We start from the raw sequence: 25,588 nt of genomic DNA, 5'->3' as shown, positions 1-25,588 counted from the left end.
AGGTGCTCATGCAGCGACACCACCGACCCACCACCCGCCGGTCAACCGACACGGAAACCGAAACCCAGGCACCTGCGGCGCGGCATCCGGCGCACAAGACCGAACCAGAACTGTCGACGCCTCGACACCACAGCCCGCGGCGGGCGCGGTGGCTGGACCGCTACGGCTGGTACGAGCCTCGCAGCGAGGGCGCGTGGACCACCACACGGCAAGCCGAGGCATGGAACCTGGCCACCAGCCGCCGGCGCGTACGCCAAGACGGGGTACTGGCCGGACTCAACACCATCTCCCAAGAACTCGAGATCGTCGACGCCTTCGCCGCCTACGGCGATGACACCTCCGGCATCAACGTCTGCGTCATCGGCGACATCGGGCGCGGCAAATCCTCCTGGATCAAAACCGTATGCGTGCTACGCCAACTCGTCGCCGGCCGCCAGGTCGTCGTCCTGGACAAGAAACCCCAAGCCGGACACGGCGAATACACCCCACTCGCGCAAGCCCTCGGCGCGGAAAGCATCCGATTCAAAGTCGGCGGCTCCGGCGCCCGGCTCAACCTGCTCGACCCGGCCATCAGCACCGGCGGCCAACACCACGGCGGCCTCGACGGTGTCGTGCCCGCGGGCCAGGAAGCACTCGTCCTGGCAGTGCTCACCGACGCCATGGGCCGCGAACTCGACGAGAAGGAGAAGGCCGCCGTCGGCGCCGGACTCAGCCTGGTCAACGCCGACGCCCGCGCCCACGGCCGCGACCCGATCATCCGCGAACTCGCCATGCGACTACTCGACCCACGCCCCGACGACGGGCACGAATTCGGTGACCGCTGGAGCGAACGCGCCCTGGAATGGGGCCTCGAACCCGGCCTGGCCCTGCTGCGGTTGGCCGACCGCGACCTACGCGGCCTGGTCGACGCACCGACAAGTCCGGCGGTGCGTGACGCACTCGAGACCCACCCTCTGGTCCATATGGACCTCTCAGCGTTGCCGACCGACGGACCGGCACTGCGGGTGGTGATGACGACAGCGAATACCTGGCTGGCCAACAAACTCGCCGCCCGCTCGGCCGCCCACGAACAAACCATCCTCGTCGTCGAAGAAGGCTGGCACGTCGCGGTCGGCTCCACCGGCGAAGTATTTCGCTCGAACCTGAAACTCTCACGCGGGCTCGCGCTTTCGACAGTCTCGGCGTTCCACCACCCCGCCGACACACCCTCGGACTCGCCCGCGCGGTCGCTGATGGCCGAAGCCTCGATCGTCGTCCTGTTCGGGCAGGCACGCGCCGACGACGCTGTCGAAACCGCGCGGCTGTATCGGCTGCCACCCGGCACCGAGGACACGCTGATGCGGCTCGGACGCGGGCAGGCCCTCGTGAAGATCGGTTCCCGGGATCCGATCCTGGTCACCCACATCCGATCACCGTTCGAAGCAGCACTCACCGACACCGATGCCGCGATCACGGGCAAAGGTCGTGGGTTCACTGCGACTGAAGCTTCCCCGGATCTGAGGAAGGGCGATGAGCAGGCGGAGAGTGAGGCGTCGTGAGTACGGGACGGCGGATCCCACACCCGGTGCGACGCGACCCGCTGCTTCCGGCCGGGCTGACTCTGACCGGCTATCTCCTCGCCACCGTTGTGGTGGGCGTGTTCGGTGGCGGCGCTGTCTCCGCCATGATCTGCGGCCACGGACTCGGAATCGTTGCACCAGCACGGATGTCGGCGACTCTGGTCCGACTGGCGATGCGACCAGGCGATCCGGCTGCTGCCTGGGTCGGCGCCGCGAGGCCGGGCCCGGCATGGCTGACCTGGCTGTGCATCGGCCTCGTCGCCGGACTGTGGTGCATCATGACCGCCATCGCCGACAGCGAAATCGGCGCCCGCCTGCGCCACCGCCACCGCGACGGGCTCGCCGGGACCGCAGAGCTAGGCCACCTCGGACTCGACGAACCTTCCGCCACACGCAAAGCCGCACAGGAATACCCGCGGCTGGCCCATCAACGGCCAGGCCGTCACAGCACGTTCCTACGCAGGGTGCGGCGATGAAAGCGCTGCCCTGGCACAGGGAAGCGCGTCCGTCGCGGCTTGCGGTGGATGTAGGTGCCTTGATCGAGGCGCCGCGCCGGCACGTGTGGCTGCAGCATCGCGACGGCGTGATCGTGCACGGCCCCACCGGCGCCGGTAAAACCTGGCGGGTGGCCTGGCAGCGGGTCATCGACGCACCCGGATTCGTCCTGGCCACCACCACCAAAGCCGATTTGGTCGCTGCCACCCTCACCGACCGTGTCGCGTGCGGGCGGGTGGCGGTGTTCGATCCCGAGCACCTCACCGGCTGGCCCGACAGCATCGCCTGGTCGGTCCTGACCGGCTGCACCGACCCCGATACCGCCATCCGCCGCGCCGACGCCCTCGCCCGTGCCATGCCCTTGGAAGGCACCCGCAACGGCGCCTACTTCGAGCAGAAAGCCGCCACCATGCTGCGCTGCTGTCTGCACGCCGCGGCCTTGCGCGGGCTCTCGATTCGTGAAGTCCGGGTGTGGGTTTCCGCTCGCACCAACCACACACCCGTCGACATCCTCGCCGACACCCTGCCCGACTGGGCCGGCGAGCTCGACCAAATCCTTTCCTCGGCAAGCGAATCCAGCGACGACGTCCTCGCCGCCGCCTCCCGGCTACTCGAACCGTTGGCCTCTCCGACCTTGCTGGCCGCAGTCGATGTACCCATCCACGAGTCTTTCGACGTTGGGGAGTTCGTGCTGTCGGGCGCGAACACGCTGTATCTGGTCTCGAAAGGGACGTCGCGGTCGATGGCGCCGTTCGTTGCGGCGCTGGCCGCGGAAGTCCATCACGTCGCTGATCGCGCCTCCCAGCTCGCACCGGGTAAACGGCTCGATCCGCCGGTGCGGCTGGTGCTCGACGAGATGAACAATGTCGCACCGATTCCGGATCTGCCGCAGATCATGACCGACTCCGGCGGCAAAGGCATCACCGTGTGGGCCTTCGCCCACAACCAGGACCAGAACGAACTGCGCTGGGGCACCGAAGGCGGCAGAGTCCTCGCCCAATCCGCACCCGCCATGCTCATCCTGCCCGGGCTGCGCGGCGTCGAGGAACTCTCCGCCCTGTCCCGGTTGATCGGGGAACGCCGGCGCTGGGAAGCCAGCCTGCACGAAGGCTCACGCAGCTACACCCTGCACGACGACACCGTGCTGCGCACCGACGAAATCCGCGAACTCGGCACCGACCACGCCTTGCTGATCTACCGCAACGCTCCTGCCATGCTGCTGCGCCTGCCCAGCGTCTGGGAACACCGCCCCTGGCGCGAGACGGTGATTGCCTCCACCGGCATGTTCGACGACATCGTCGCCGGACGCAGACCACCTCCCAGAACTTGACCAGGCCAACCCCGCACAGAGTGAAAGGAGGCAAGCATGACGAATAATCCACTGACACAGCAGGACCCGCAGCCTGACGGTCCAGTCGCTCTGCGGCTGCAGCCGTGCCGCTACTGCTGGCGCGAGATCGACCGGCACGAAGCCGCGCGGTTGTGGGAGGAGCTGCTCGACTGGGTGAACTGGTTACGCCACCGATACCAGCTAGGTTCTCGCATCCCGGCGTGCTGGTACCGCCACGAAGCCATCGTCGAAGAACTCACCGCCCTGATGGCTGCCCACACTGCGGCCTATTGGTGTGGACCCGACAGCATCGAGCTGCCGCGCGAGGACCTGACCGCCTGGCACACCCAATGGCTGTGGCCGGTGATCGAACGCCTCACCCGCATCAGCGACTTCTCCGCCTGCCGACCCCACCACTGCCGGTACGAGAACCATCCACAGCCCGTGCATGCCGGTGTCGAGGAATACCTCACCGTCGAGATCGCGGCTCACACAACGCCATTCGACGTAGGCCCGGACGGGGAGGGATAGGGCGATGTATGCGATCGACGATCAGCTCATCGACCGGACTCGCATCGGTGACGACTATCTGCAGCCGCTGCTGGCCACAGTGCACCGCAGCCCGCAGCGACGGCCCCGATGCTTGTGCAGCGCAAGCGAAACCGGCGGAGTCGACATGTACGTCGCCCGCATCGGCGGACGTTACGTGCTCAAACGCATGCCCGGCACCGGACCTCACCACACCCCGTCCTGCTCGTCCTACACCCCACCCGCCGAACTGACCGGCCTGGCGCCACTGCTGGGAACCGCGATCCGTGAACAACCCAGCACCGGACTGACCCGGCTCGCCCTCGGCTTTCCCCTCACACGTAACCCGACACCACCGACCCGGGAAGCCTGCGACGTCGATTCGGACGTCGGGACCACCCAGGCAGACAGCACGAAGCTGACGCTGCGTTCCTTGTTGCACTTCCTGTGGGACGACGCCGAATTCGTGCGCTGGGTACCCGCCATGTCGGGCCGGCGCAGCTGGCCCGCGATCCGCCGACACATCCTGCTGGCTGCACAGTCGAAAACCACTAAATCACGCGAGCTATCCGAACTCCTATGGCTACCCGAACCATTCGCCCTTGCGAAGAAGGAAGATATCGCCGCACGCCGCACCGTGGCGTTCTCTCCACTGCACGGTGCCGGCGCAAAGCGCAGGCTCATGTTGGCCCTCGGCGAGGTCAAAGACATTGCCCCTGCCCGCTTCGGGCACCACAAACTGCTCATCAAACACGCCCCCGACTGCCCATTCATCCTCGAGCCTGCAACCCTCACGCACCTGCATCATGCGTTCGCCACCGAACTCGCGCTACGGCAATCCATTTCGGATTCCAAGCTGATCGCTCTGTTCACCTTCGCCGTCACACCTGCCGGGGTCGCGATCGCGGACTGCATTGCCGTGATGAGCGTGAGCGCCGAATGGATTCCCTTCGAATCGGTTTTCGAACACACCCTGATCCGCAGATTGATCGGACACGGCCGCCGATTCACCAAATCCCTGCGCTACAACCAACCCGCCACCAGCCCCTTAGCTTCGCTGGTCCTCACCGACACCGACCCGCCCACCGCCTGCTACCTCACCACAGCCACCACCACCGGAGCGCCACTACCACCTGATCCAGACCTGCCACTGCAGCAATGGATCTGGAACACCTCGGTTGACGCCATGCCGAGCATCCCGCCACCCAAGGCCCGACGACTCGGCCAAACCCCAGCCGCTCGAACTCTGAACTCACACAACAACACCGAGGAGAGACCCAACCCAGCTACCAAGGAGACGCCATGGCCGATCAACAGCACACCCCCGCAAGCCAATTCGACGAATCCACCCTGCGGGAGGACTTCCGCCGCCACTACCGGATGATCGGGCTCCAGAGCTGGGCGGTCGTCTCCGAAACCGAACTGCAACAACTCACCAGCGAGGCCAACGCCATCACCGCCCGCTGGGCCGACGCACCCATCCCCTGGAAAACCCACTGGGACCACCTGATGACCGCGGCACAACAGTGGGAACACAATCCCGACCGCATGCAACAGCTGCTCGATCGGATCGCCTGCGACTACGAACGTGCCGGTACCACCGATCTGGCCGCTCCAATCCAGGTCCGAAACCTGCTGCTGGCCGGCGAATTGGTCGAGGAACAACGCACCTACCTCGGCCTCGGAGCCGGCCCGGCCGCCCCGGACCATATCGACCTCGTCTACGGATACCTGACCAGCTACCGCGCCGACAACACCACGCACTGGGAATCGCTGCCGAGCTGGTCGACCGCACGCCGATGGCTCTGCGACCACGCCTCAGCCACTGCCCCCGGCACCCGCGTCGATGTGACCATCACCGGACCTGACCCCCTCAGTGGCGCCGCAGCACGACCGCTCATGACCGGCACCGATCTGACTGCCGGTGAATTGGTCGACCGTTTGCGCCGACTCGACGGATTACTCGGCGCCGCAGCGATTCCCGCCGACCCCGCCGCGCACTCCTGGCTCGACGACCTGCGCTACGACGTACTCTGCGACGCCTACCGCGACACCCTGATCGACCACGCCAACCCCTGGGCGGTCGGCCGCCGATTCGAGCACTACCTGCGCGCTGACGACCTCCACACCGACATCGTCGACTACGCCAACCGAGCCGGGCTGAATCACACTCACCGCAGTGTGGAATCCGGTGAGGAGCAGCCCGACATTGTCGAGGCGCGCCTGGCCGAGATCCGCCGCGACGTCCGGCGGTCCGATATCGATTGGTTCACGCCGCCGCGCGCGAGCACCTGGCTCGACGAAGCGGTCGAGGAAGCCCAGCAGCTGCTCGACTCCGTCGCCCGCAGTGGCCTCGCGCTCAGCTACACCGATCCCACCTACACTGGCCAGCTGACCGTTGCCGGATTCGACGGCGAACAGTGGTACATCCAACGCGCGCATACCGGCGAAGACGGCCGAACGGTCATCCACGACACACCACCGGCCCGGTATCGCTCCTGCGACGAATTACTGTACACAGCAACAACATGCGTGGTCGTAGACGGCACGCAACCCTCACCGGATGCCGTGACCATCCCCGCCGCGGTCGTCGCCCAGCTGCACGACTTCGAACGCGACCTGACCGCGCTCGCCGACAATGTCACTACCGTGAACGAGCTGCGCGACGCCATCCGCTCCGGCCGCCCCTACACCTTGAGCCGCCACCAGCCGCCTGCCGTGACCAGTCAGCGACAAGCCCGTAGCGCAATCAGCCGCGACGCCAACCGGATCACCCTGACCGACACTCCTGACGGCGAAAAACCTATATCACCAGCGCAACCGGCTAAAGAACCTCGCACGAAGCGCAGGCAGCCGCCGAAATCAGCAGGACGAACACACCGGCGACGGCTGTGAGCGCGGGGAGCCACCATGACCAACCCCACCCCAGCACCTCGCGATAGCGCCGAGGCCAGCGCTGTTCGCACTATCCGTTCCCTGGTCGAAGCCAAGGACCTGCGCGCAGCCAAACAACAACTACGCCAATTAGAGAACCGCACCGACGACGCGACATGGGCCATGATCGTCGAGATCGCCAACACCCTGCGCTTCAAGACCCACCCCGTCGCGGTCACCAAACTGCGCAAGCTCTGGCGCGACAACGAACAATTCCGGCCCCTCATCGAAGCCTGCGTCCCGAAATCTGGAGAACATCAATACATTCCAGAGCCCACACCAGCACATAGCGACAACGGCCCGATCGTTCCCCGCGCCGACAAGGTGCGTCGGGAGATCGACCCGGACAAGCGCATCGCACCGGACAGACGCCACCACACCCCCCACACGAAGATCATCGACGACTACGAGAAAGCCCTCACCAGAGGCGAACGCGAAGACCCGGGGGTGGAGCGCGCCGAACTGATAGTCGATCGCCACGACTACGACACCGATGCCCTCACGGAGGCCCACACGACACTGTGCGTGTCGTGCCGACTGGAACGTGCCGCCATCGACCACCACACCGAACGCGTGCACGCCGGACACGGCGACGACGGCCTGTGCGGCGAATGCCGCAGCCACGGCCGGACCGGCCTTCCTGAACTCGCACTCGGCCACACGCTCACCGACCAGGTCCACGGCCGACTTGAGTTCCTCGCCGAACACTTCCAGACCAACAACCGCGGCATATTCCGACAGGAATGGCGCTACGCGCACCCCAAGGAACGACCCATCATCAGCGCATGGGTCAAAGACCACACCACCCCAGAACCGCAACGGGAGAAGGTCACTCGGAGTGTCGAAGCAACCAGCCTGAACGGGTGGTGTGAAAACTGCGAAGAGTACCGTCAACTGGCCCCCAAACGGGCAGGAGCAGGCAAGAACTCGGGAAAACTGTGCTTCGACTGCGACCCGCACTACCAGCGCGCAGGCTTCCAAGCAGGAGATATCGAAGCCGTCCACAACCGGTACAGCGAGCAGCTCGGCGGCAGCACTTCTAGAGAAGAGGCCGGACCACAGCGCGCACCGGATAAGGAGCAGCGGCGGACCGCGAACCAAGAATCCCGAACGAGACAAGTGACGGCGCCAGCTGAACCGAGTGGTGTAACGGCAAAATCCGACAACAGCGCCCCGTCGCTAGAGCACCGGCGAAAGCTGGTCGAGAGTGCCCGCGAAAAGGCCAGGACCGTGGCGCAAGTGCGCCGGCGGGCCATGGCTCGCCAACCAGCCCCAGCGGCACGGACACGTGTGGTTCGACGCTAAAAAATTCTCTCGCACAATAGGATCGGCGGACTGCGACGCAACGATCCACACGAAGGTGGATCGACAAGTCGACCAGAATTCGAGCCTTGAAATTCAAGCCTCTGCGATTTGACATCGTTGAATGCGATGGGGCGGTGGACGATCCAGAGCTAGCTGACCATCATGAATGCCTTTCGAGCTCAGCAGAGCTGTAACGAACACGGACGAAGTCGTGCGTAGGCTACGGAAAATGTAGCTTCGGCTGCCGGGAGGATCCGCCAACCGCCGGAGGTACGTAGTGCCCGTCACGTAGCAGGGCGCGGTGAAGGGTTATGCCCAGCGGCTCGGCCTGGCAGAGGGTGTTTCGCGAGCACACCTCCGCCGTCTGCCGTAGCAGTCAGGAACTGAGTTGGGTTGCCGACTCTCGGAGCGCGGCCACCACCGTGACGATCGGCGGTCGAGCGGGGCCGTCCGTGAGGTGCAACCAGCTGCGCAGGCTGTCACCAGGAGTCGGTAGGGCAAATGCTCGAGGAGCGAGAATCGGCACGATCGGATGCCGGAAGACCGACCACGACAATTGCAAGGCCGCCGAAGAATCCGATATAGCACGTCCAACGCGAACTGCCGTCGATATACCACACAACGCTGCTCGACCGTCAGATCAGCGCCACCGAGATCAGCGCGAGAGCTTTTGATCCTCGCCGACATCGCGCACCTCCTCAGAACGCCGAGGCGGTGGTCGGCCAGTTTCCTGCCGCCCGCGTGTTGATGGATGAGCGATGTGCACGGTAGCGGTGGCGGCCGGCGCGAGGATTCTCCTCAGCGATACGGGCTTCGATGTTCTTGGCGTAGTAATAATCCGGATCGCCTTCACGCGGGACGCGGTCCGGCTCATCGGGGTCGGTGTGCAAGATCCGGAGCAGCCACATCGCCAGGCAACCAACACCGACACCAACCAAGAACAGTACAAGTACAGACATCGGGGTAGACCTCCTCATCAGATGAAACTTGTTATCGGACAAAGGGAAATCCGCAGGATGAGCTCATGCGGCGCGTGGACAACGGGCCAAGCAGTTCGAGTACCCACCGCTGGGCCAGTTGGATGCATTCGATGGGCCGGGCAGCTGCGATACTCATTTCCGACCGTTCAAGCCGGGAAGGAATAGCTTCGCGCGCGTTGGTCCCTGACGGGGCCAGCATCCGAGTGGACTGAGCGACCAGACATCGGTGTCGCAGCGCAGCGCATCCATCCACCCCGTCAGGTGCACGACATGCGGGACCAGCAAACATGTGATGCCGGAGGCGGCGAAGGTGGCCAGCAGCAGAGCGAACTCCCTGTCAGTGGCTGTAACCAGGACGCCGCGCAGATCCAGCTCGAGTCGACACGCGAGTCCGCGGATTTGATCCACGTGCTCGCTGGTGCGTATACCCGAGCGGTCACGGCGAACAAACCCGTATGCCTGCCAGTGCCGAGTGTTCCTCTCAGCGGTCACAGCGCGACCTCGCAAACGTGCACGTCGGCACGTAGAGCCAACACATTGAGCAGACAGGAATGAGGCACCACCATCCCGGACATGTGCCCGCAGCCGGTGAGTACCAAGTGAGCTCCGGACCTGCGGCATTCCTCGAGGAGATCGAGAAATGCCGGTGGGACGGTTTCGGAGAGAGGATCCGACTCCAGAAAGACCGCCGCCAATTCGCAGCCCAGCTTGCACGCAGACGCGGCGAGGATGCGTTCCCCAATATCCAGGGTGAGGTTGCCCAACAGATCCGCGCGCAGGTACCCATACGCGAGGGGCAACCACACTCGCGACGTTTCCTGGTGTTGGCCGCCAGCCAGGTCCGGCCGACGTTCGTCGGTCCGAAGCCAGCCGCTGTCTTGCTCTTTCGTTGATGTGTGCGCGGCCATTGCTGCTCAGCTCCCTCGAAGCGGGGGTCCTGCCTCGGCTCATGTGCCATTTGGCTTGGGGACCTGCGGCCTCTGCGTCCCGGGGCGTTGAGGTCGGCCTGACTCAGCTAAACGGCAGTCTGTGTAATGTCCATCATAATCGTGCACCCAGATTAGCGTGTAAATTTACAGGCAGCAATGCATGTGGCGATTGACGCCGGTCAGCGCGCTATGGTGCTGACGACTGCCGTAAACATGGAGGACTGAGTGACTGAGACGGGTAGGCGATCCGACCCCAATGCGCTCCGGTTCCTGATCGGCCGGGAACTCAAGGACGCTCGCGAACGCGCACGAATGTCACAGAAGCAGGCCGGCGAGAAGATCGACTGCACCCCAACGAAGATCAATTATCTCGAGACCGGCAAGTCGACACAGCAATCCACCGAGGTCGCCGTCCTGCTCGAGGCGTACGGTGCCGATCGCACTCACATCGAGCGAGTCTCGGCCCTCGCGGGGCAGGCGGACCAGGCCACGTGGTGGGCACCTTTCGGCCCGGTGTTCCCGAACTGGTTCAAGACCTTCGTCGGCCTGGAAGGGCTGGCTGAAAGTCAGTACTGCTATACGTCCCTGCACCTACCGGGGCAGATGCAGACAGCAGAATACGCGGCGGCGCTGCTGGAGGGGCATCTGCGGGTCGCCCCCGCTGACGCGCCTCAGGTTGTCCGTGCACGGATGGCGCGCCAGCGCCTTACTGGTGACCATGCCCTGAAGATGCGAGTCGTGATGGAGGAGTACGTCCTCGACCGTATCGCTGGCGGACCGCAGGTCATGAAGCCCCAGTACGAGCATCTGCTGCAGTTGGCCGAGCTCCCGAACATCGAGCTCCACATCATGCCCGTCGACGTTGCCGTACACGACGGTCTCGACGGCGACTTCATCGTCCTGAACTTCGAGTCCGCCCGGAGCATCGGATACATCGAGTACCCGGCTGGTGCTCTATACGTCCAGGAGGAGGAACAGGTCGAGCTGTATAAAATGGCGATCGACCGGATGTGCGCTGCCGCGCTGTCCGAGGCCGACTCGGTTGGCGCGATCGAGCGTCGGCTGGAAGCACTGGGACGTAGGAGCACTCGATGAGCACCGCAGACCGCCTTCCATGGCGGACCTCCAGCTACAGCGGGAACGGTGAAGGCTGCGTCGACGTCGCCCCAACTCCGTCGACCATCTTCATCAGGCACGCGAAACACCACGATCACGGGACCATAACCTTTACTTCCCGGCAATGGTCGAAATTTATTCGCGAAGTCGTGGAAGAAAGCCCGAGCCCAAACGGCGCCGTCGTCGTGACCTACGACGCTGCCGACACGATCGTCTCCTCGGCTGCTGTTCGATTGCGGTTCAACCAGATTGAATGGACGGCCTTTGTCGCCGGGGCGACAGACGGAGAATTCGACTTCGGTCACAGGAACAGACCGAGCCGACCGGTTGATATCTCAACAGCGGGCAATTGATCGACCGCGCGAACTTCACGCCTACTTAGGGACAAAGTCCAACCAGGTGTGTATGATTCAGAGCCCCGATGTATCTAAAGGTATCCATATGGACTTCGGGACACGATGGGAGTCATGTCGCGGCAACGGCATGACCCCACGTAGTCAGGGGATCAATAGGACCACATCACCGGACGTGGATAAGCGCCTGAATTACAACTGGCACTGAGAGGCTCGTTGCCGGCACGCATCGACTACTCACGGAGACCTTGGCGGTCACCTGAATGATCGCCAAAGACTTCCGATCCCGCCGGCGACGTTTTCTCGCCATATACTCCCCTTCATCGCGACACGAGGTGACACACCTCGTTTGGGGGACATTCCTACGTACCGCATGAAGGAGAGAGCGGTCAGTGTATTGATCGAATGGGTTCTCCGCGCCTGATTCTGGAGATTTCGTTCGATTCAGACGTCCTGATAGAGGGTGTATCGACGTTCCGCGCGCTGACAACGCTGTCTGCCCAACCTGTCAACCGGCACAACAGATTTCCCCTGATCGCAGTGGAGATGATATCGGATGAGTGGATCACCATGGAAGTTCATCGATCAGAGTTGGCAGGCACCATAGATCGCTGGACCTTCTCGCCTGCCTGTGCAGCGGCTCCGGTGCGGTTCGCTGGCGGTCTATGTGGAGTGCGCGCATACCCGCCGTGAGACTACCGAGGACGTCCGCGGTCCAATCGTCGCCGACGAATACGGTGGCGTCGGCTGCTGTGCCCGATGTGGCCAGCGCCGTGTCAAACATCCTGGGGTGGGGTTTACGGGCACCGACTCGTGCGGACACCACCACCCCATCCACAAGCTCGAGCAGGCCGGCCTGTGCGAGGGCTTTCTCCGCGTCCCACGTCCAATTTGTGCAAACCACGGTCGCGATACCGCGCTGGCGTAGTTTAGCCAGCACGCTGGCTACTTCCGGGTAGGGCCTCATCTTCCAGGTAGACCACTCGCTGTGAACCTCATCGACCAGCGTCCCAATATCGCCGTGGACGCTGTGTGCCCGAATCATCTGGGCAATACGGTCTTTCTCCCACTCTGTATAGGTTTCCCGCGTTCTGGAATGGGCGGTGTGGTCGAGGCCGTCCGCAGCCTGACTGACATATCGGGCCGCGATGCGATCGTCGAGGGCAATGCCATGGTTGGCGAGCACAGCACGCCACGAGCGGCCTCGGGATTCGAAGGTGACGAGAGTGCCGAACATGTCCAAGACCGCAGCGTGATGCACTCCGGCACCAACCTTACTGGAACTTGCTCGATCGTGATTAGCCACAATCAGGAGCTCTCGATGATCTTTTGCCGAAATGTGTTACACAGCAGTATGTTTCGAGCGCTTGTATCGGTACACTCCGAAGGTGCAGTATATCGGGCAGTCATGTGCTGCGCTCGGCTGCGATCGGGCTCACGCTTCGATATAGTGTGCTGCCGACCAGCAGCTTGAACGGCCTTCGCCGTGGCCATCACGACGAAAACGCCAGCCGACGCGAAACGGGGAAATACAGCATGCCGGAGTCCGGCCAGACCGCATCGACCGACGACCTTGTCTCGGTGGTGCTCGTCACCTACCAAAGCGCCGATGACCTGCCCGAATGCTTGTCCTCCCTCAAGAGTGCCGCTGGCGCCTACGAACTCGAGACCGTGATCGTCGACAACGCGTCTCGTGACAACAGCGTCGAGATCGCCCAGGGCTTCGGTGCGACCGTGATCGCGAACCCGGACAATCCGGGATTGTCTACGGCGATCAACCAAGGTGCCGCTCGGGCGAAGGGCAGTTGGCTGCTGTTGCTCAACCCTGATACCGAGCTTGAGGAGAATTCGATCGCACAGCTGGTCGACCGCCTCAAGGCCGATCCCCAGATCGGCGCGGTCGGGCCGAACATCCGGCAACCCGGCGGGGAGCCTTACCCGACGGGCCGACGGTTCCCGTCGCTGCTGGTAGGCGTGCTGCACGCACTCTTGGCCCGGATCTGGCCATCGAACCCAGCGACACGGCTGTACTTGATGGATGGCCTGGATCGCACTGTGGCCCAGGACGTCGATTGGGTGTCCGGCTCGTGCATGATGATCCGCCGGGAGGCGTTCGACAGGGTCGGGGGCTTCGACGCGGGGTACTTCATGTACTTCGAGGAAACCGACTTCTGCCTGCGCCTGCACCGCAACGGCTGGCGGATCGTATTCGATCCGGCCGCCACGATCATGCACAAGGTCGGGGGATCGACCAAGAGCGCCCCGTATCGCAAGGTGATCAACCACCACAAGAGCGCGCTGCGGTTCTTCCGGTGCCGCCACCAGGGCAAGCCTTGGATCATCCTCACCCCGGTGGTGGCGATCTTTCTTGCTGTACGCGCTGGCGTATCGCTTGCAGGTGTCGCTCTTGAGCAGCGAAAACAAGCCGATCAAGGGTAGTCCCAGCGATGCGCGGTCCAGACCGATTCCAGGCCCGGACCTCGCACTCGAAGCTTGCTTTCGAAGAAATCGAGCCGGTAGATCGCGGGCATCGGCATCGCGCAGCTGAACTGCCAGCTCACGCCTGGCGCCCCCAGTCCCAACAGCGCCCGGGAGATGAACATACCGTGGCTGCCGACAATCACCGCGGTTGTCGGGTGCTCGCGCGCCAACTCGGTCACTGCGCTGGTGGAGCGGCTGGTCAGCTGCGCCAAGCTTTCCCCGTCACCGTAGACGTGGGTCGGATCGTCCCAGCTGTCGCCGTAATAGCGCTCCCATTGCGGTGTGCGCGGCAACCCGGAATCCCACTCGCGCAGCGCGGGCATCGGTTTGACCGGACTTCCCAGGGCGCGACTCAGCGGTTCGACCGTTTGGACCGCGCGAAGGTAAGGGCTCGAGACAATTTTCGCCGGTGCGAACCTGATCAGGTCGTCGACGAGTCGGTCAGCTTGGCGCATGCCTTCGGCGGCCAGTGGCCGGTGATAGTTGTCTGGCCCATCGGGTACGGGGATGACCGATAGCGCGTGCCGCACCAGAACAACCGTTGAGATCGGTGGTGACTCAGACATGGTTCCTCATATCCTCGATTGCCTCGGTGACAGGGCGGCCGACGAGTGGGTGCCGGGCACTTTCGAGGACTAACCGCGGTGGTCGCAGCCCGGTGGGGTCGATGTCGCTGTTGCGGATCGCCACGATGTCGGTAGGTAGGTGCAGGCCAGCGCGGATGGCGTTCATGAATTCGAATCGCGACATAGCAGTGGCGCCACCGACATGGACGATGCCGGACATCGACCACAGACGCGTGAGGTGCTCGGCGATATCGGGTAGATAGAGCGGGTTGGTCACGACATCGATCACCGCGGGGGTGGATGCTGCACGAAAACGGTCGATGAACTTCGTCGACCATGGGCTGAACCCGAACAGGAGTGGGACCCGGATGACGAGATTGTCCTTGCGCCGCAGAATTATTCGCTCGGCAGCGAGCTTCGTGCGTCCATAGACGCTCACAGGCCCGGTGAGGTCGGATTCGATGTAGCGTGGCGCCCGGCCCGAAAAGACGTTGTCGGTAGAGAAATAGACGATCTTCGTCGCAGTGGTGGCGACCAGTTCTTCAGTGGCCCTCACGTGCACACGCTCGGTCAGGGCGGGCTCCTGCTCTGCGCGGTGCAGATCGACGATCCCTGCGCAGTGCACGACCAGGTTGAACGTGCCTGCACAGGCATGTTCAATCGCGGTGGGGTCGGTGAGGTCGAGCCGGTGTAACCCGGTGATGTGGCGGGTGGTGGTCCCGACGACCTCGTGATGTCGGCTTAGCTGCTGGTAGAGCACCCCGCCGAGCAGACCTGACGCGCCGAGCAGGAGGATTCTCACCGGCTTACCCGCTCCTGCGACTCGAACCAGTCGGCGTTCAGTCCGGCGATCTGGTTCATCCGGTCCTTGACTCCGGACAGGGCCATACGCAGGTCACCAGAGGGTTTGAACCCCTGCTGATACAGGCGTTCACCGGCGACTGTGAAGCTGATCTGGTTGACCAGCTCCGCGTCGGTGTATCGGTAGGCCGCTGTCGGGTAGAGCTCGCGAATCACCGACAGGATCTGACCGAGGGTGGCATTGAATGAAACCGTGTTCCACACCTTGCCTGCCAGCCGGCCTGGCGAGCGCAGCGCCATCTCGAGGCTTTGCACGCAGTCCTCGATCGCCAGATACGGGCGGTTCTCGGCTTCGGCGGTTCGGTACACAGTCAGAGGGACACCGACGTGCGCGTAGAGCGCGAGCAGGTTGATGGCCACTTCGTAGCGGTAGCCCGGTGCCCACCCGAATACCGATGCGGGGCGGTACACTACAACGTTCGTGTTCGCACCGCTCAGGCCCAAAATCTGTTCGCTGGCGTGTTTGGTCTTGCCGTACGGCGTAACCGGATTGCAGGGGGATTCTTCGTCTAGAACCTCAGTGCCGCCGTGGCCGTACACGCTCGTTGAGGAGTGTGCGACCAGCGTGGCGACCCCCCATTCGACGGCGCGTTCGGCCAGCGCCACGGTGGCTTCGTAGTTGACCTGCTCACACAGGATTCGCTTGTCCTCGTCCAGGGACGTGGCAGCATCGATCGTGGCCGCCAGGTGCACGATCGCGTCAGGGACTCCGTGTAGTTCGACCGCGGCGGTGATCTGGTCGGGGCGGCGGATGTCGGTGCGGACGAAGTGCAGTCGATCGGGGTATCGGTCGAACAGGTAGGACACCGATTCCAGGCGACCTTTGGACAGGTTGTCGACAATGACGATCTTGTCGACGCCAGGCTGGCGCAGCAGATGCGGCACCAGCGCGGATCCGATGTAGCCGCAGCCGCCGGTGATCATGATATTCTTCGGCAGGGTGCCAGGGGTGATGGTCATTGTCCTTCTTTCGTTGTGCCGCAGTGGTTTTCCTCCGCCGGTCGGGTGTCGTGCGGGCCGGTCGGGTCCGAGGGGACGTGAACGTCGGTGCGTACTTGATGGGCGCGTTGCAGACAGGCGTTCTTCTCGTCCGGCGTGATCGCGCCGTCGTATCGGCTGCTGGTGAAGGCGCCGATCGGTGTCAGCATCGTGTGTGTCGGCTGATCTTCGTCGATGAGCAGCGTCGTGGCACCTACCCAGCGGCGTGATGGCGTCGGCGTTTCGAGTTGAGGGTGGGGAGGTCTCCAGCGAACGCAGTCGAGCCGGGTCATCATCACGGCGGTGCGTTTTGGCGAGGGCCAGCCGATTCGCCGATCGTCCCAGCGCCGGTGCGCGCGCGGATAGATGCGCCGGTTGCGGAACATACGAGCAAAACCGACGACTCCGGAGTCGACGGGCAGAACTCGGCCGATCTGATCGCGCGTCGTCGTGTACACGTAGGCGGCCTGCAACGCCACCGACGCCGGCGAACCCGCGCCGTACCGTTCGACACGGCGCATACGCGAGACCGCTTCCACGGCCCAGCGCAAGGAAGGCGGCGGGGATGGAAGGTGGCTGCCGAGGTGTCGTGCCGCGGTCGTGGCATGGGGGAAGGTGTCGCTGATCGCGCGGAGCGTGGCATGGGCCATCGCCACCAAACTGTTGGCCTTGATCTGGCCATTGAGGTAAGCCAGGTCAAGGTCATGTTCGGTGAGTAGCTGGCATACCCGGTTTAGGGTGCCCATGGACAAGGTGCCGTGGCGCACGAGGTGCAGCATTTCGATCACCACCATGTCCTCGATCGACGGCGTGAGCACCGGTTCGCCGCCGACGGTCCGGCGGGTGGCGCGTTGCCACAGGTCGGTGATCAGCACGCCTTCGCCGGGGCCGTAGAACCGGCCGATGTGCAGGTCGAGAGTGCGCACGTGGCCCATATCCCAGTGCGCCTGGGTGAAATCGGCCGAGCCCTCGCAGCGATAGAGGTTGGCGTAGCCGTGGTAGCGCACTTCACCGGGCACGTTGTCGGGTAGGTGTCGCAACTTGATTTTGCGCAGTGGGTAGCCGAGCTGTTCGGCAATCTCGATGACCTGCCACGCCTGGTCCAGGTCCCGGGCGAGGACATCGAGGTCGGTCATTGCCTGAGGCGCCGAGGTGACCGCCCGCGCTGCGGCGCCTTTGATCGCCAGCGGCCATAGTCGGGCTTGGGCGAACGCGGCGAACAATTCATCTTGCGCCCCGATCGTCTTGTGCCATGTGGCCCGGTGGATCTCGCAGTGCTGGCCGATCGCCGCCGCGATCGGCGCCAGGTCGGGCATTCGTTCTTCGAGTTGTATGACGTTGGCAGACAGGTGATTCCACACATAGCGCAGCACCGGGAACGTCGGTTCCACGGCGAATCGCCGCAACTCGGCGGTGTGACGCTCGGCCCAGATGAAGTCGGACTCGTCGAGGACGTATTTGCTGAATCTCCACAGGAATTCGCGCCGGAATCGTTGCTGGGTGTCCGCCTCTGATTGCATCATCGCGGGCCGCTGTCCCTTCTGTTTGTCGTTGAAGCACCGCCGGATCTGGCCGGGGCGGTCGGAGCTACCAGCCCGGCTCCCACCGGTCAGGCTTCGGCCACCCGGATACGTGATCGAGGTGTTGCAGCTGGACCTGATCGAGGGCCAACGCGGTGGATGCGAGGATCTGATCGAGCTGGTCCACACTGTTGGCGCTGGCTACAGCAATGACGGCCGGGCGAGCGGCCAATAGCCAGGCCAGAGATATCTCGGTGGCGCTGCACCCGAGCTCGTGCGCGATCTCGCGCACGGTGTCGAGGATGACGAAGTTCCGTTCCGTCAGCAGCGGTTCGAGGTGAGCGCGGCGAATCGTGTTCTCGGGTATCGGTTGTCCGCGCTGGTATTTGCCGGTCAGCAGGCCGGCCTCCAGTGGGCTGAACGCGAGCACACCGAGACGGTAGGATTCGGCCAGCGGCGAGTACCAGCGTTCGAACTCTTCTCGTTGCAGCAGACTGTAGGGGGCCTGATAGGTTGCCACCACATCGCGGCCATGGTGTCTGCCGAGGTGGATGGCTTCGGTCAGTCGCCACGGTGAGAAGTTCGAGACACCGAAGTAGCGCACCTTGCCGCAGGTGATCAGGTCCTCCATCACGGCCAGGGTGTCCTCGATCGGGGTGTGTGTATCGGCCCAGTGCGCCTGATACAGGTCGATGTAATCGGTCCCCAGCCGTCGCAGACTGGCCTCGACCGCGCGAAGCACGTGGCGTCGGTTCAGCCCTCCGGAGGTGGGCTCGGCGAACATGCGGCCACCGACCTTCGTCGCAACCACGAGGTCATCACGGTTGCCGCGGGCAGACATCCACTGGCCGACCACTGTTTCGGCGGTGCCGATGCCCGCGCCTTGGCGGGTATAGACGTCGGCGGTGTCGACGAGGTTGCCGCCGGCGGCACGGAATCGGTCGAGCACTGACCAGCAGGTGTCTCGATCCGCACTCCACCCGAAATTCACTGTGCCCAGACAGACCGCCGACACTCGTACGCCGGTGTGCCCTAGAAATCGGAATTGCACTGGTGTCCTTCCCTTTCCACCGTGCGGGGGTCTCAGATGTCAGGCCGACTCGGCGATCCATCCGCTATATCCGCGCGTAGAGTCGCAGGGCCTGGCACCGGGGAGCGCGGAGTCGATTCTTTCGATGTCATCGGCAGAGTCGTAGCTGTAGACGACCTCGAAGAATCGTGCGCACGGCTGCTCAGAAGATTCACCCTGTTCGAACGCAACGGCGTGGTACGCCCCAGCCGGGACGTGGATCAGGTCGCCGGGGCTGCGCACGGACTCGGCGAGATCACTCGGATCATCACCGATGAACAGCCGCACCGCGCCTCCGGCGATGATGTTCAGTTCGGAAGCAAGTTTGTGCCGGTGAATCGAAGTCCGGCCGCCTGGATAGACCAGGATCTCCCGCAGCAAGGTCGCCGAATCCAGTGGCGTCTGGACGTATTCGCCCCAGACATGAGTGGTGTCGCGGGCACCAGCAAACCCCGTCGACGCCGCCCGCAGCGCCGCAGACGCTTTGATCGGCGCACGTACGCCCGCGCCGACGGCTTCGAGCACCTGACGGGCGCAGGCTCTGGGATCGGCTGACAAGGTGTCGATCTCGTAATCGAAGCTCATCGCGGCCATCGCCGGTCCAAATATCTCGCGCTCGTCGATTCGTGAGAGATCGCCGCGGCCGGCCAACCTTGTCGCCCGCACTGGCTCCGCACAGCTCACCCGAACCAACGTGAACCCGGCCTCTCGTAGCCCGGGGGCATCGACGTCAGCGTCACGCAGATCGTCGTTGATGACCGCGGTCCCGTCCGGAACGCCGCGCAAAGCGGCACGGAACCGGTCGACGAATGACGTCGGCGAAACACGCCGCAGATCGGTGGCGATGCGATGCAACAGTTGCTGATCCTGTGCATCCTCACCGACCTCGAGACCAGCTAGGTCGTAGTAAGAGCGCTGCAATTCATACAGTGGCGCAGCCAGTTTCAGCACCACGCTGTTCACACCCTGATCCCGCAGCAGATCGGCGATGGCTTTGGCGAGGGTGGTCTTCCCCACTCCGGTGAACCCCACCAGGGCGATGCGGGGAGCCGTGTTCGCAGCAGTGATCATCACATTCCTTCCATGTGCAGTGTTCCGTCGGGACGCAGGGTCACCATGTAGCCATCGGCAATTTGCACACCAGGTGCGGCCACGGCTGGCACAGCGTGCTCACGCAGCAGGATCATCAAGTGGCACAACAGCGAGGCTTCGGTGCGAAACACGAACCCGGCGACCGTGCCGATGAGAACCGCCAGGATGGCGTACGGATGGTCGACTACCACGACCGGCGGTGCCGGGGCCGCAAGGATTTTCGCGTGCAGGTCGGCGATATAGCGCTGCGCGTTCACCGGTAGGGGTGCTGCCACCGAAACAATCGGTGCGACGCTGGCCCTTTCCAGGATGCCGGTCAGCTCGTCACCCACCACTACGGCCGGCCCGGTACACGTCCCACGGCTGAGCACACCGACTCGCTGACCGGGCAGCCACAGTTCAACCTCGTTATGCACCCGTGAGTAGTCGATGGCATGCGGGTGACCGTCGACAACCGTCCACTCGATCACAGTGTCGGGGCATGTCTGCGTGAATATCTCTGTGAGAGAACGTATTCGAAACAGTGTGGCGGGATGCCAGTCGTCTGGGACGATCCCGGCGACTGTACCGGTCGAGTCGATGCACAGGTGCGTGGTCGGCACGAGGCCGCGGTTGATAGCCAGCAATCCGGCGGTGCTGTATTCGACATGCAGCACGCCCTCGCGCACGCGTGACAGCGCTCCGGCAGTGCCTGTGATGAATTCGCGGACCACGACGGTGTGCACCGCCGTGGGATCGGCGTCGGTCGAGTGCAGTTCCTGCAGTGTTGCGGTGAGATCTGTGATGTCGACGATGATTTGGCGGATCTCGTCGCTCACGTCCACGACCACCTGCCCGGGAAACCGTTCCAGCAGCTGAGCCCAGGCCGCCGATCGTATGCCGAGATCGTTGAACTGCACGGCCACTGCGATCCCCGCAGCACAAAGCTGCCGCGCCGCAGTATCCTGCAACACTTTGCGCTTGCGCCGGTAGTGGTCGTAGATCCGCTCGACCGCGCCGAGGTCGGTGAACCCGGGGGTTTCCTCGTCGCTGTAGACGCCCTTGGTGCGTACCACCGGTTCCTGAGCTGCGGAGAATGGGCCAGCCGCTTGACCCGGCGCCGCGGTGACCGGCCGCACCTGCACGACGTGCAAAAGCACACCGTCCCAAGCCCATTCGACATCGACTTCGCAGGACGCGTGCTGACGCAGCCGTCCGACCGCGTTCACGAGCTGGCCCTGCCACGGCTGAGCGGGATGGATCCGTCCTGGCACCGCGACCGCGGTGCGCAGGGGGACGGCGTACCCACCGACCAGCGATGCAGCCGAACCGTCGACACTCTCGACGAGGACGGTGCTACGGCCGCGACTAAACGCCACGCCCCCCGACTCCGCGGTGATCATCTGTTGCACCACCACAGCCATCTCCGGTGGCCGCCACGGTTGCCGACGGGCCAGCCGCTGCGCCAGCGCGCGATCGCTGTAATACGATCGCCAGCAGCACACCACGGCCTCGGCCACCGACTCCGGCGCAAGGTCGAGCAGCGATTCATACACGCCCGCCTCGGTGCCTGAACCGGAATCTTCCGTGCTCGCCGAGGATCGCACCGCAAACCTCAGCGTGCCCGCCAATTCCTCTTCGATCGCGGTGTTCAGGTCCCGCCGCATCGCGTCGGTCAGGCCGATGTCGCCCAGGACAGTGGCGATCTGTTCGACGGCTTCCGGCAGACCAGCCGCACCACGGTGACAGAGGAGATGCCACGCATGTTCGAGGGCGAGCGCGCGGTCGGCCAGCACGGTGGCGAGCCAGTCCGACGGCACTACGACGAACGGCGGCACCGTTGTCACCTCGGCGGCTTGGGCGAGGCGGCGGCCCTTCCCGCCGGCCTGGGGATCAGCGAGGCATTGCGTGGCCGTGAGCACGGGGCTACACCGTGGCGAAGTCACGATAGATCCGTGTCGCCGAAGGTCCGTGGCTGTACTGGTATTTTCCCGCGTACAGGTCGATCTCTCCAACCGGCTGCCACCAGCTGATCTGGCCGATCTTCATCCCAGGAAGGATCCGAATGCGTTGTGCGGCAAACAATTGCAGGGTCCACTGTCCCAGGTATCCGATATCGCCCAGGGTCGCCGAGAGATTGATGAACAACCCGGCCCGAGCTACCGAGGACCGCGCGGTGAACGTCGGCACGAAGTAGTCGCCGCCCATGACTTCCAGGCTTGCCGCCAAATACAACTGGTTGGCCTCGAGTACGTAGCCGTCATCGGGCATTGTGATTTCGTCGACGTCGGGCTCGACCCGCGGATCGAAGACCTCGCATCGGTAGACATGCAGGGTGTTCGCGAGCCGGAAGTTGTAGCTGTTCGGGTTGACCGCGTCCGGGTCGAAAGGCTCGATGACGATTTGCCCTCGCTCGCGGGCGGAGCAGATCTGTGGGCCGGTAAGAATCATGACAAGTCCTGGCGGGAGAGGTGGAAGTCGGAGGACAAGCTGGACGGACGAACTCCGGTCGATCGGGCATAGCGACCGCAGTAGGCCGACCGCTGCCCCAACGTGACCCAGAAGGCGATCTTTCCGATCGGCATGCCGGGCCAGATCCGCACCGGCTGCGCGACCCGAATCTCCAGGGTCCACGGGATGATCGCGCCGGTGTGTCCGAGGTCGGCGCTGAACTGGATCCACATTCCCATCGAGGCTGTGGACCGGTTGGCGTGCAGGGTAGCTGCGTAGATCGGGCTGCCAAGCACCTCCGCGGATTCGCCGAGATACAGCCGACCGGGATCGAGCACCATGCCGCCGGAGGGAATCTCGGTGGCGCAGACCGTCGGTGGGCGACAGGCATCCAACTCCGTGTCGGTGTAGGTCAGGATGGTCGTGCCCAACCGGAATCCGTAGCTGTTCGGTTCGATGTGTGCAGGCGTGAACGGGTCGATTACTACACGCCCCCGCGCTACCTCTACGTGGATCTGTGGGCCGGTGAGGATCATCTGCACTCCCGCTGGTGGTCGTAATTCTCGGTCGCGCTCATGGACCCGGTTCCTGCCAGTTCGGTCGTGTCAGCGTTCCGCTGAGCAGTCGAGCGTCGTCGAGTCGAAGCAGGTGCTCGGCGCTGAGGACACCCATCGCGTAGAGGCCGGTGGCTAGTTCGGCTTGGGCGGCATGGCCACGGTTGGCTGGAGTGGTCCGGGGTTTGGTGTCGGAGAATCGGCAGGCGACCTCGGCGAGCATGTGCATAGCGGTGGTCATGTGCAGTCGCAGCAGCCAATGCGGGTCTCCTTCGATCAGGCGCCCGAATGCAGGCAGGCTGGCAAGGAATTCGGGGAACCGGTCAGCGGCGGACTCGAACACGTGCGTCTGCCCCGACCGCACCTTGACCTCGATCCCTGCGGTGCAGCGTTGTACGGCGAAGCCCGAGTGCATGCCGGCGTGTAACCCTGCCAGGGAGAACAGAAGTTTGCCCATGTCGTACATCGCGTCCCAATGCTCGACAATTCCGCGAGGATCGAGCATGAAGTAGCCGCCCTTGCCGGTGTTTTCGCGGCGGAACAGGTTGCCCGCATTGAGATCGCCGTGAACCGGGAAATGCAGCACAGGTGGGTCGAGCGCAGCCAACAGGGCGGGGCGTGCACGGAGATCTGCCAGTACGTCTTCGAGACCGGGACAGGATCGGCCGTTGATGCGCACGGCACCATCGAGCAACCTTCGATCGAGGTTGTCGCGGATGACCTTCAGGCGTCGCTCGATACGATCCGGATGCATCCTTGCGAAGGAGCCCGAGGCGGCCGAGATGGTTGAGGTCGAATATCCGTGTTCGATCAAGTCGGTAAGGATGGGCGCCAGCACATCGAAGAACTCGGCGGGGCTGTTCGCATCTTTCAGCAGCTGTATGAGTGGGTAACCGGCCTCGTGATGCATAACCAGCGCGCAACCGTCATCTCCGCGGTACACCAGGATGGGGGCCGCGATGCGGCCAGCCAGCCGAGGACAATACTGGTGGATCCAGGCGATTTGATCTGCCTTGCGGCTCAGGGTTGTTGCGTCGTGGCCGTCGACCAGTGCGGTGCCGGCACGGACGAACTTAACTACGTATGTTGTTGCGGCGTAGTTAAATTCGTACACTCTGGCGTTAGATCCGCCGCCCATGAGCGTGGTGTGGTCGGCGATTGGCAACCGGTCGAGTAGTTCATCCAGCGATCGCAGAGGCTCGATGAACAGTGCCAACAGCCGCTCGTCGCGGCCTGGGCTTCCGCCATGGATCAACAGGGCCATCAGGCCAGGTCCGCTTCATCGTGGGTCCACCAGCCATTGCGGTGCACCCAATTCAAGATGGCGTCCACGCCGTGGTTCAGCGGCGTGGCCGGTTCCCATCCGAGGATGTGGCGGGCCTTGGAGATATCCGGGATCCGCACCACCGGCTCGTCGTAATTCGCGCCGAACAGATCCGTCGAGCTTCGGTGGATGTAGGACTGCTGCGATTGGTCCACGCCTACTCGTTCGCCGAGAACGCCGATGGCGTCCAGCACTGTGATCGGGGTTGCGCTGCCGATGTTGAACGCCTGCTGATTCGCCGCTGGTGTATTGGCAGCGCGGAGTAACGCATCCACCGCATCACCGACATAGGTAAAACAGCGCTGCTGGTGTCCGCCATCGAACACCACCGGCCGGTATCCATGGGCAAGACGCCACAAGGTTCGGGTGATGAAAAAGCTGCTGTCTTGACCGGGTCCGTAGACATTGAACAGCCGCAGTGTGGTGAACCGCATCCCACATCGGCGACCAAGGTCGAACAGTAGCTGTTCGGCGAGCAGCTTGGCCGTCGCGTACACCCAGCGAGGGCGGCTGGCATCCCCCATCATGCAGTCAGCTGTCTCCGACCACGGCACGCTCGGATTACGGCCGAACACCTCGCTCGTGCTGACGAACACCATCGGCACATCACGTTTGAGGGCCGCGCGCGCGACGGTCCGTGTTCCGTTGAAGATTACATCGGCAACGTCTTCGGCATTCTCCAAGTAGTGCGAGATCCCGACGTGCGACGCCAGGTGAAACACCACATCCACGCCGTCGCACGCAGCGGCTACCGCCCGCGCGTCTCGCACGTCGGCAGTAAGGTACTCGCAGTCAGCGGCCTGGAGAATCCTTGCAACCCTTGGTCGTTCATCTCGGTCGACAAGGTCGAGCACAGTAACCTCATCGCCCTGATCTCTGATCCGACCGATGAGATGGCTTCCGATGAACCCCATGCCCCCGGTGAGGATGATTTTGGCCACGACGGACCCTTCCTCTCTAAACAGGTTGGTGTACTTTTTGTTTCAAGCCGGAACACACTGAACTGAGCGGGGCCTGCACGGTAGGAAACGGCGCAGAGCTCACCACCGCAGCACTTATTCCCCGATGTCATCAGCGAATATCATTGTTGTTCAAGGGACCTTGCGATAGCTGCCCATTGATCCGTGCACTGACCAAACAGGCAGAGGAGCAGTGCGAGTGCAGAAAACGGGCAGTCAGGACCT

At 63.7% G+C, this 25,588-nt stretch carries 24 protein-coding genes; 10 read left to right on the top strand and 14 right to left on the bottom strand.

Annotation, left to right across the window (positions count from 1 at the left end):
- The first annotated feature begins 8 nt into the window (after positions 1-8).
- The 7 genes from ACIP5Y_RS07395 to ACIP5Y_RS07365 are packed head-to-tail and all read left to right on the top strand — an operon-like array spanning position 9 to position 8,151.
- Positions 9-1,538: an ATP/GTP-binding protein gene (locus ACIP5Y_RS07395; protein WP_400348402.1), complete on the top strand. Its 1,530-nt coding sequence runs from the start codon at positions 9-11 to the stop codon at positions 1,536-1,538.
- Positions 1,535-2,035, top strand: coding sequence for a hypothetical protein (locus tag ACIP5Y_RS07390; RefSeq protein WP_400348400.1), 501 nt, complete (start codon positions 1,535-1,537; stop codon positions 2,033-2,035). The genes ACIP5Y_RS07395 and ACIP5Y_RS07390 overlap by 4 nt, the downstream gene beginning before the upstream one ends.
- Positions 2,032-3,384: a type IV secretory system conjugative DNA transfer family protein gene (locus ACIP5Y_RS07385; RefSeq protein WP_400348399.1), complete on the top strand. Its 1,353-nt coding sequence runs from the start codon at positions 2,032-2,034 to the stop codon at positions 3,382-3,384. The genes ACIP5Y_RS07390 and ACIP5Y_RS07385 overlap by 4 nt, the downstream gene beginning before the upstream one ends.
- A gap of 36 nt (positions 3,385-3,420) precedes the next feature.
- Positions 3,421-3,915: a hypothetical protein gene (locus tag ACIP5Y_RS07380; RefSeq protein WP_400348398.1), complete on the top strand. Its 495-nt coding sequence runs from the start codon at positions 3,421-3,423 to the stop codon at positions 3,913-3,915.
- A gap of 4 nt (positions 3,916-3,919) precedes the next feature.
- Positions 3,920-5,296 carry a DUF1173 family protein gene (locus ACIP5Y_RS07375; RefSeq protein ID WP_400348396.1) on the top strand — a complete coding sequence of 459 codons (1,377 nt, stop codon included), beginning with the start codon at positions 3,920-3,922 and terminating at the stop codon, positions 5,294-5,296.
- On the top strand, positions 5,215-6,807 hold the full coding sequence (locus ACIP5Y_RS07370; RefSeq protein ID WP_400348395.1) for a hypothetical protein: 1,593 nt from the start codon (positions 5,215-5,217) through the stop codon (positions 6,805-6,807). Before ACIP5Y_RS07375 ends, ACIP5Y_RS07370 begins: the two co-directional genes overlap by 82 nt.
- A 15-nt stretch (positions 6,808-6,822) precedes the next feature.
- A complete protein-coding gene (locus ACIP5Y_RS07365; protein WP_400348393.1) occupies positions 6,823-8,151 on the top strand; it encodes a hypothetical protein in 1,329 nt (442 codons plus the stop codon).
- 698 nt (positions 8,152-8,849) lie between these two features.
- Here the strand turns inward: ACIP5Y_RS07365 and ACIP5Y_RS07360 are convergent.
- Positions 8,850-9,152 carry a hypothetical protein gene (locus ACIP5Y_RS07360; RefSeq protein ID WP_400348391.1) on the bottom strand — a complete coding sequence of 101 codons (303 nt, stop codon included), beginning with the start codon at positions 9,150-9,152 and terminating at the stop codon, positions 8,850-8,852.
- A gap of 467 nt (positions 9,153-9,619) precedes the next feature.
- On the bottom strand, positions 9,620-10,039 hold the full coding sequence (locus tag ACIP5Y_RS07355) for a hypothetical protein (protein ID WP_400348389.1): 420 nt from the start codon (positions 10,037-10,039) through the stop codon (positions 9,620-9,622).
- A gap of 246 nt (positions 10,040-10,285) precedes the next feature.
- On the opposite strand from ACIP5Y_RS07355, the gene ACIP5Y_RS07350 reads away from it, so the two are divergent.
- Positions 10,286-11,155, top strand: a complete 870-nt coding sequence (locus tag ACIP5Y_RS07350) for a helix-turn-helix domain-containing protein (RefSeq protein ID WP_400348387.1) — start codon at positions 10,286-10,288, stop codon at positions 11,153-11,155.
- A complete protein-coding gene (locus ACIP5Y_RS07345) occupies positions 11,152-11,529 on the top strand; it encodes a DUF397 domain-containing protein (protein WP_400348385.1) in 378 nt (125 codons plus the stop codon). The genes ACIP5Y_RS07350 and ACIP5Y_RS07345 overlap by 4 nt, the downstream gene beginning before the upstream one ends.
- Before the next feature lie 565 nt (positions 11,530-12,094).
- Here the strand turns inward: ACIP5Y_RS07345 and ACIP5Y_RS07340 are convergent.
- Positions 12,095-12,772, bottom strand: a complete 678-nt coding sequence (locus ACIP5Y_RS07340) for an HAD family hydrolase (RefSeq protein ID WP_400348383.1) — start codon at positions 12,770-12,772, stop codon at positions 12,095-12,097.
- Positions 12,773-12,981: 209 nt separating this feature from the next.
- On the opposite strand from ACIP5Y_RS07340, the gene ACIP5Y_RS07335 reads away from it, so the two are divergent.
- The gene (locus tag ACIP5Y_RS07335; protein ID WP_400348381.1) at positions 12,982-13,968 is read left to right on the top strand and encodes a glycosyltransferase family 2 protein; all 987 of its coding nucleotides are present in this window, start codon (positions 12,982-12,984) and stop codon (positions 13,966-13,968) included.
- On the opposite strand, the gene ACIP5Y_RS07330 is transcribed toward ACIP5Y_RS07335, so the two are convergent.
- The 11 genes from ACIP5Y_RS07330 to ACIP5Y_RS07280 all read right to left on the bottom strand — a co-directional run bounded on the left by ACIP5Y_RS07330 (position 13,959) and on the right by ACIP5Y_RS07280 (position 25,345).
- Positions 13,959-14,540 (bottom strand): histidine phosphatase family protein, encoded by a 582-nt coding sequence (locus tag ACIP5Y_RS07330; RefSeq protein WP_400348380.1) that lies wholly within the window; start codon positions 14,538-14,540, stop codon positions 13,959-13,961. The two genes, ACIP5Y_RS07335 and ACIP5Y_RS07330, sit on opposite strands and share 10 nt — an antisense overlap.
- 28 nt (positions 14,541-14,568) lie before the next feature.
- Complete coding sequence (locus tag ACIP5Y_RS07325) at positions 14,569-15,378, bottom strand: SDR family oxidoreductase (protein WP_400348378.1); 810 nt, start codon at positions 15,376-15,378, stop codon at positions 14,569-14,571.
- Positions 15,375-16,361 (bottom strand): NAD-dependent epimerase/dehydratase family protein, encoded by a 987-nt coding sequence (locus ACIP5Y_RS07320; RefSeq protein ID WP_400348376.1) that lies wholly within the window; start codon positions 16,359-16,361, stop codon positions 15,375-15,377. The genes ACIP5Y_RS07325 and ACIP5Y_RS07320 overlap by 4 nt, the downstream gene beginning before the upstream one ends.
- Before the next feature lie 32 nt (positions 16,362-16,393).
- Positions 16,394-17,938, bottom strand: coding sequence for a nucleotidyltransferase family protein (locus ACIP5Y_RS07315; RefSeq protein ID WP_400348374.1), 1,545 nt, complete (start codon positions 17,936-17,938; stop codon positions 16,394-16,396).
- A 64-nt stretch (positions 17,939-18,002) separates the two neighbouring features.
- A complete protein-coding gene (locus tag ACIP5Y_RS07310) occupies positions 18,003-18,950 on the bottom strand; it encodes an aldo/keto reductase (RefSeq protein WP_400349180.1) in 948 nt (315 codons plus the stop codon).
- Between the two features lie 75 nt (positions 18,951-19,025).
- Positions 19,026-20,075 (bottom strand): hypothetical protein, encoded by a 1,050-nt coding sequence (locus ACIP5Y_RS07305; RefSeq protein WP_400348373.1) that lies wholly within the window; start codon positions 20,073-20,075, stop codon positions 19,026-19,028.
- Complete coding sequence (locus tag ACIP5Y_RS07300) at positions 20,075-21,997, bottom strand: PEP/pyruvate-binding domain-containing protein (protein ID WP_400348372.1); 1,923 nt, start codon at positions 21,995-21,997, stop codon at positions 20,075-20,077. The genes ACIP5Y_RS07305 and ACIP5Y_RS07300 overlap by 1 nt, the downstream gene beginning before the upstream one ends.
- A 4-nt stretch (positions 21,998-22,001) precedes the next feature.
- Complete coding sequence (locus tag ACIP5Y_RS07295) at positions 22,002-22,526, bottom strand: dCTP deaminase domain-containing protein (protein ID WP_400348371.1); 525 nt, start codon at positions 22,524-22,526, stop codon at positions 22,002-22,004.
- Positions 22,523-23,062, bottom strand: a complete 540-nt coding sequence (locus ACIP5Y_RS07290; protein ID WP_400348370.1) for a dCTP deaminase domain-containing protein — start codon at positions 23,060-23,062, stop codon at positions 22,523-22,525. Before ACIP5Y_RS07290 ends, ACIP5Y_RS07295 begins: the two co-directional genes overlap by 4 nt.
- 37 nt (positions 23,063-23,099) lie before the next feature.
- A complete protein-coding gene (locus ACIP5Y_RS07285) occupies positions 23,100-24,344 on the bottom strand; it encodes a phosphotransferase (protein ID WP_400348369.1) in 1,245 nt (414 codons plus the stop codon).
- Positions 24,344-25,345 (bottom strand): NAD-dependent epimerase/dehydratase family protein, encoded by a 1,002-nt coding sequence (locus ACIP5Y_RS07280; RefSeq protein WP_400348368.1) that lies wholly within the window; start codon positions 25,343-25,345, stop codon positions 24,344-24,346. The genes ACIP5Y_RS07285 and ACIP5Y_RS07280 overlap by 1 nt, the downstream gene beginning before the upstream one ends.
- Positions 25,346-25,588 lie beyond the last annotated feature (243 nt).

The organism is Nocardia sp. NPDC088792 (genome assembly GCF_044750615.1).
Lineage (GTDB): Bacteria > Actinomycetota > Actinomycetes > Mycobacteriales > Mycobacteriaceae > Nocardia.
This window is presented reverse-complemented; position numbering and strand designations above follow the sequence as displayed.

Bases quoted from the DNA above. Each gene is read 5' to 3' on its own strand.
- ACIP5Y_RS07395 (WP_400348402.1), top strand. From the start codon at position 9: ATGCAGCGACACCACCGACCCACCACCCGCCGGTCAACCGACACGGAA.
- ACIP5Y_RS07385 (WP_400348399.1), top strand. From the start codon at position 2,032: ATGAAAGCGCTGCCCTGGCACAGGGAAGCGCGTCCGTCGCGGCTTGCG.
- ACIP5Y_RS07380 (WP_400348398.1), top strand. From the start codon at position 3,421: ATGACGAATAATCCACTGACACAGCAGGACCCGCAGCCTGACGGTCCA.
- ACIP5Y_RS07375 (WP_400348396.1), top strand. From the start codon at position 3,920: ATGTATGCGATCGACGATCAGCTCATCGACCGGACTCGCATCGGTGAC.
- ACIP5Y_RS07370 (WP_400348395.1), top strand. From the start codon at position 5,215: ATGGCCGATCAACAGCACACCCCCGCAAGCCAATTCGACGAATCCACC.
- ACIP5Y_RS07365 (WP_400348393.1), top strand. From the start codon at position 6,823: ATGACCAACCCCACCCCAGCACCTCGCGATAGCGCCGAGGCCAGCGCT.
- ACIP5Y_RS07355 (WP_400348389.1), bottom strand. From the start codon at position 10,039: ATGGCCGCGCACACATCAACGAAAGAGCAAGACAGCGGCTGGCTTCGG.
- ACIP5Y_RS07345 (WP_400348385.1), top strand. From the start codon at position 11,152: ATGAGCACCGCAGACCGCCTTCCATGGCGGACCTCCAGCTACAGCGGG.
- ACIP5Y_RS07320 (WP_400348376.1), bottom strand. From the start codon at position 16,361: ATGATCACCGGCGGCTGCGGCTACATCGGATCCGCGCTGGTGCCGCAT.
- ACIP5Y_RS07315 (WP_400348374.1), bottom strand. From the start codon at position 17,938: ATGATGCAATCAGAGGCGGACACCCAGCAACGATTCCGGCGCGAATTC.
- ACIP5Y_RS07305 (WP_400348373.1), bottom strand. From the start codon at position 20,075: ATGATCACTGCTGCGAACACGGCTCCCCGCATCGCCCTGGTGGGGTTC.
- ACIP5Y_RS07295 (WP_400348371.1), bottom strand. From the start codon at position 22,526: ATGATTCTTACCGGCCCACAGATCTGCTCCGCCCGCGAGCGAGGGCAA.
- ACIP5Y_RS07290 (WP_400348370.1), bottom strand. From the start codon at position 23,062: ATGATCCTCACCGGCCCACAGATCCACGTAGAGGTAGCGCGGGGGCGT.
- ACIP5Y_RS07285 (WP_400348369.1), bottom strand. From the start codon at position 24,344: ATGGCCCTGTTGATCCATGGCGGAAGCCCAGGCCGCGACGAGCGGCTG.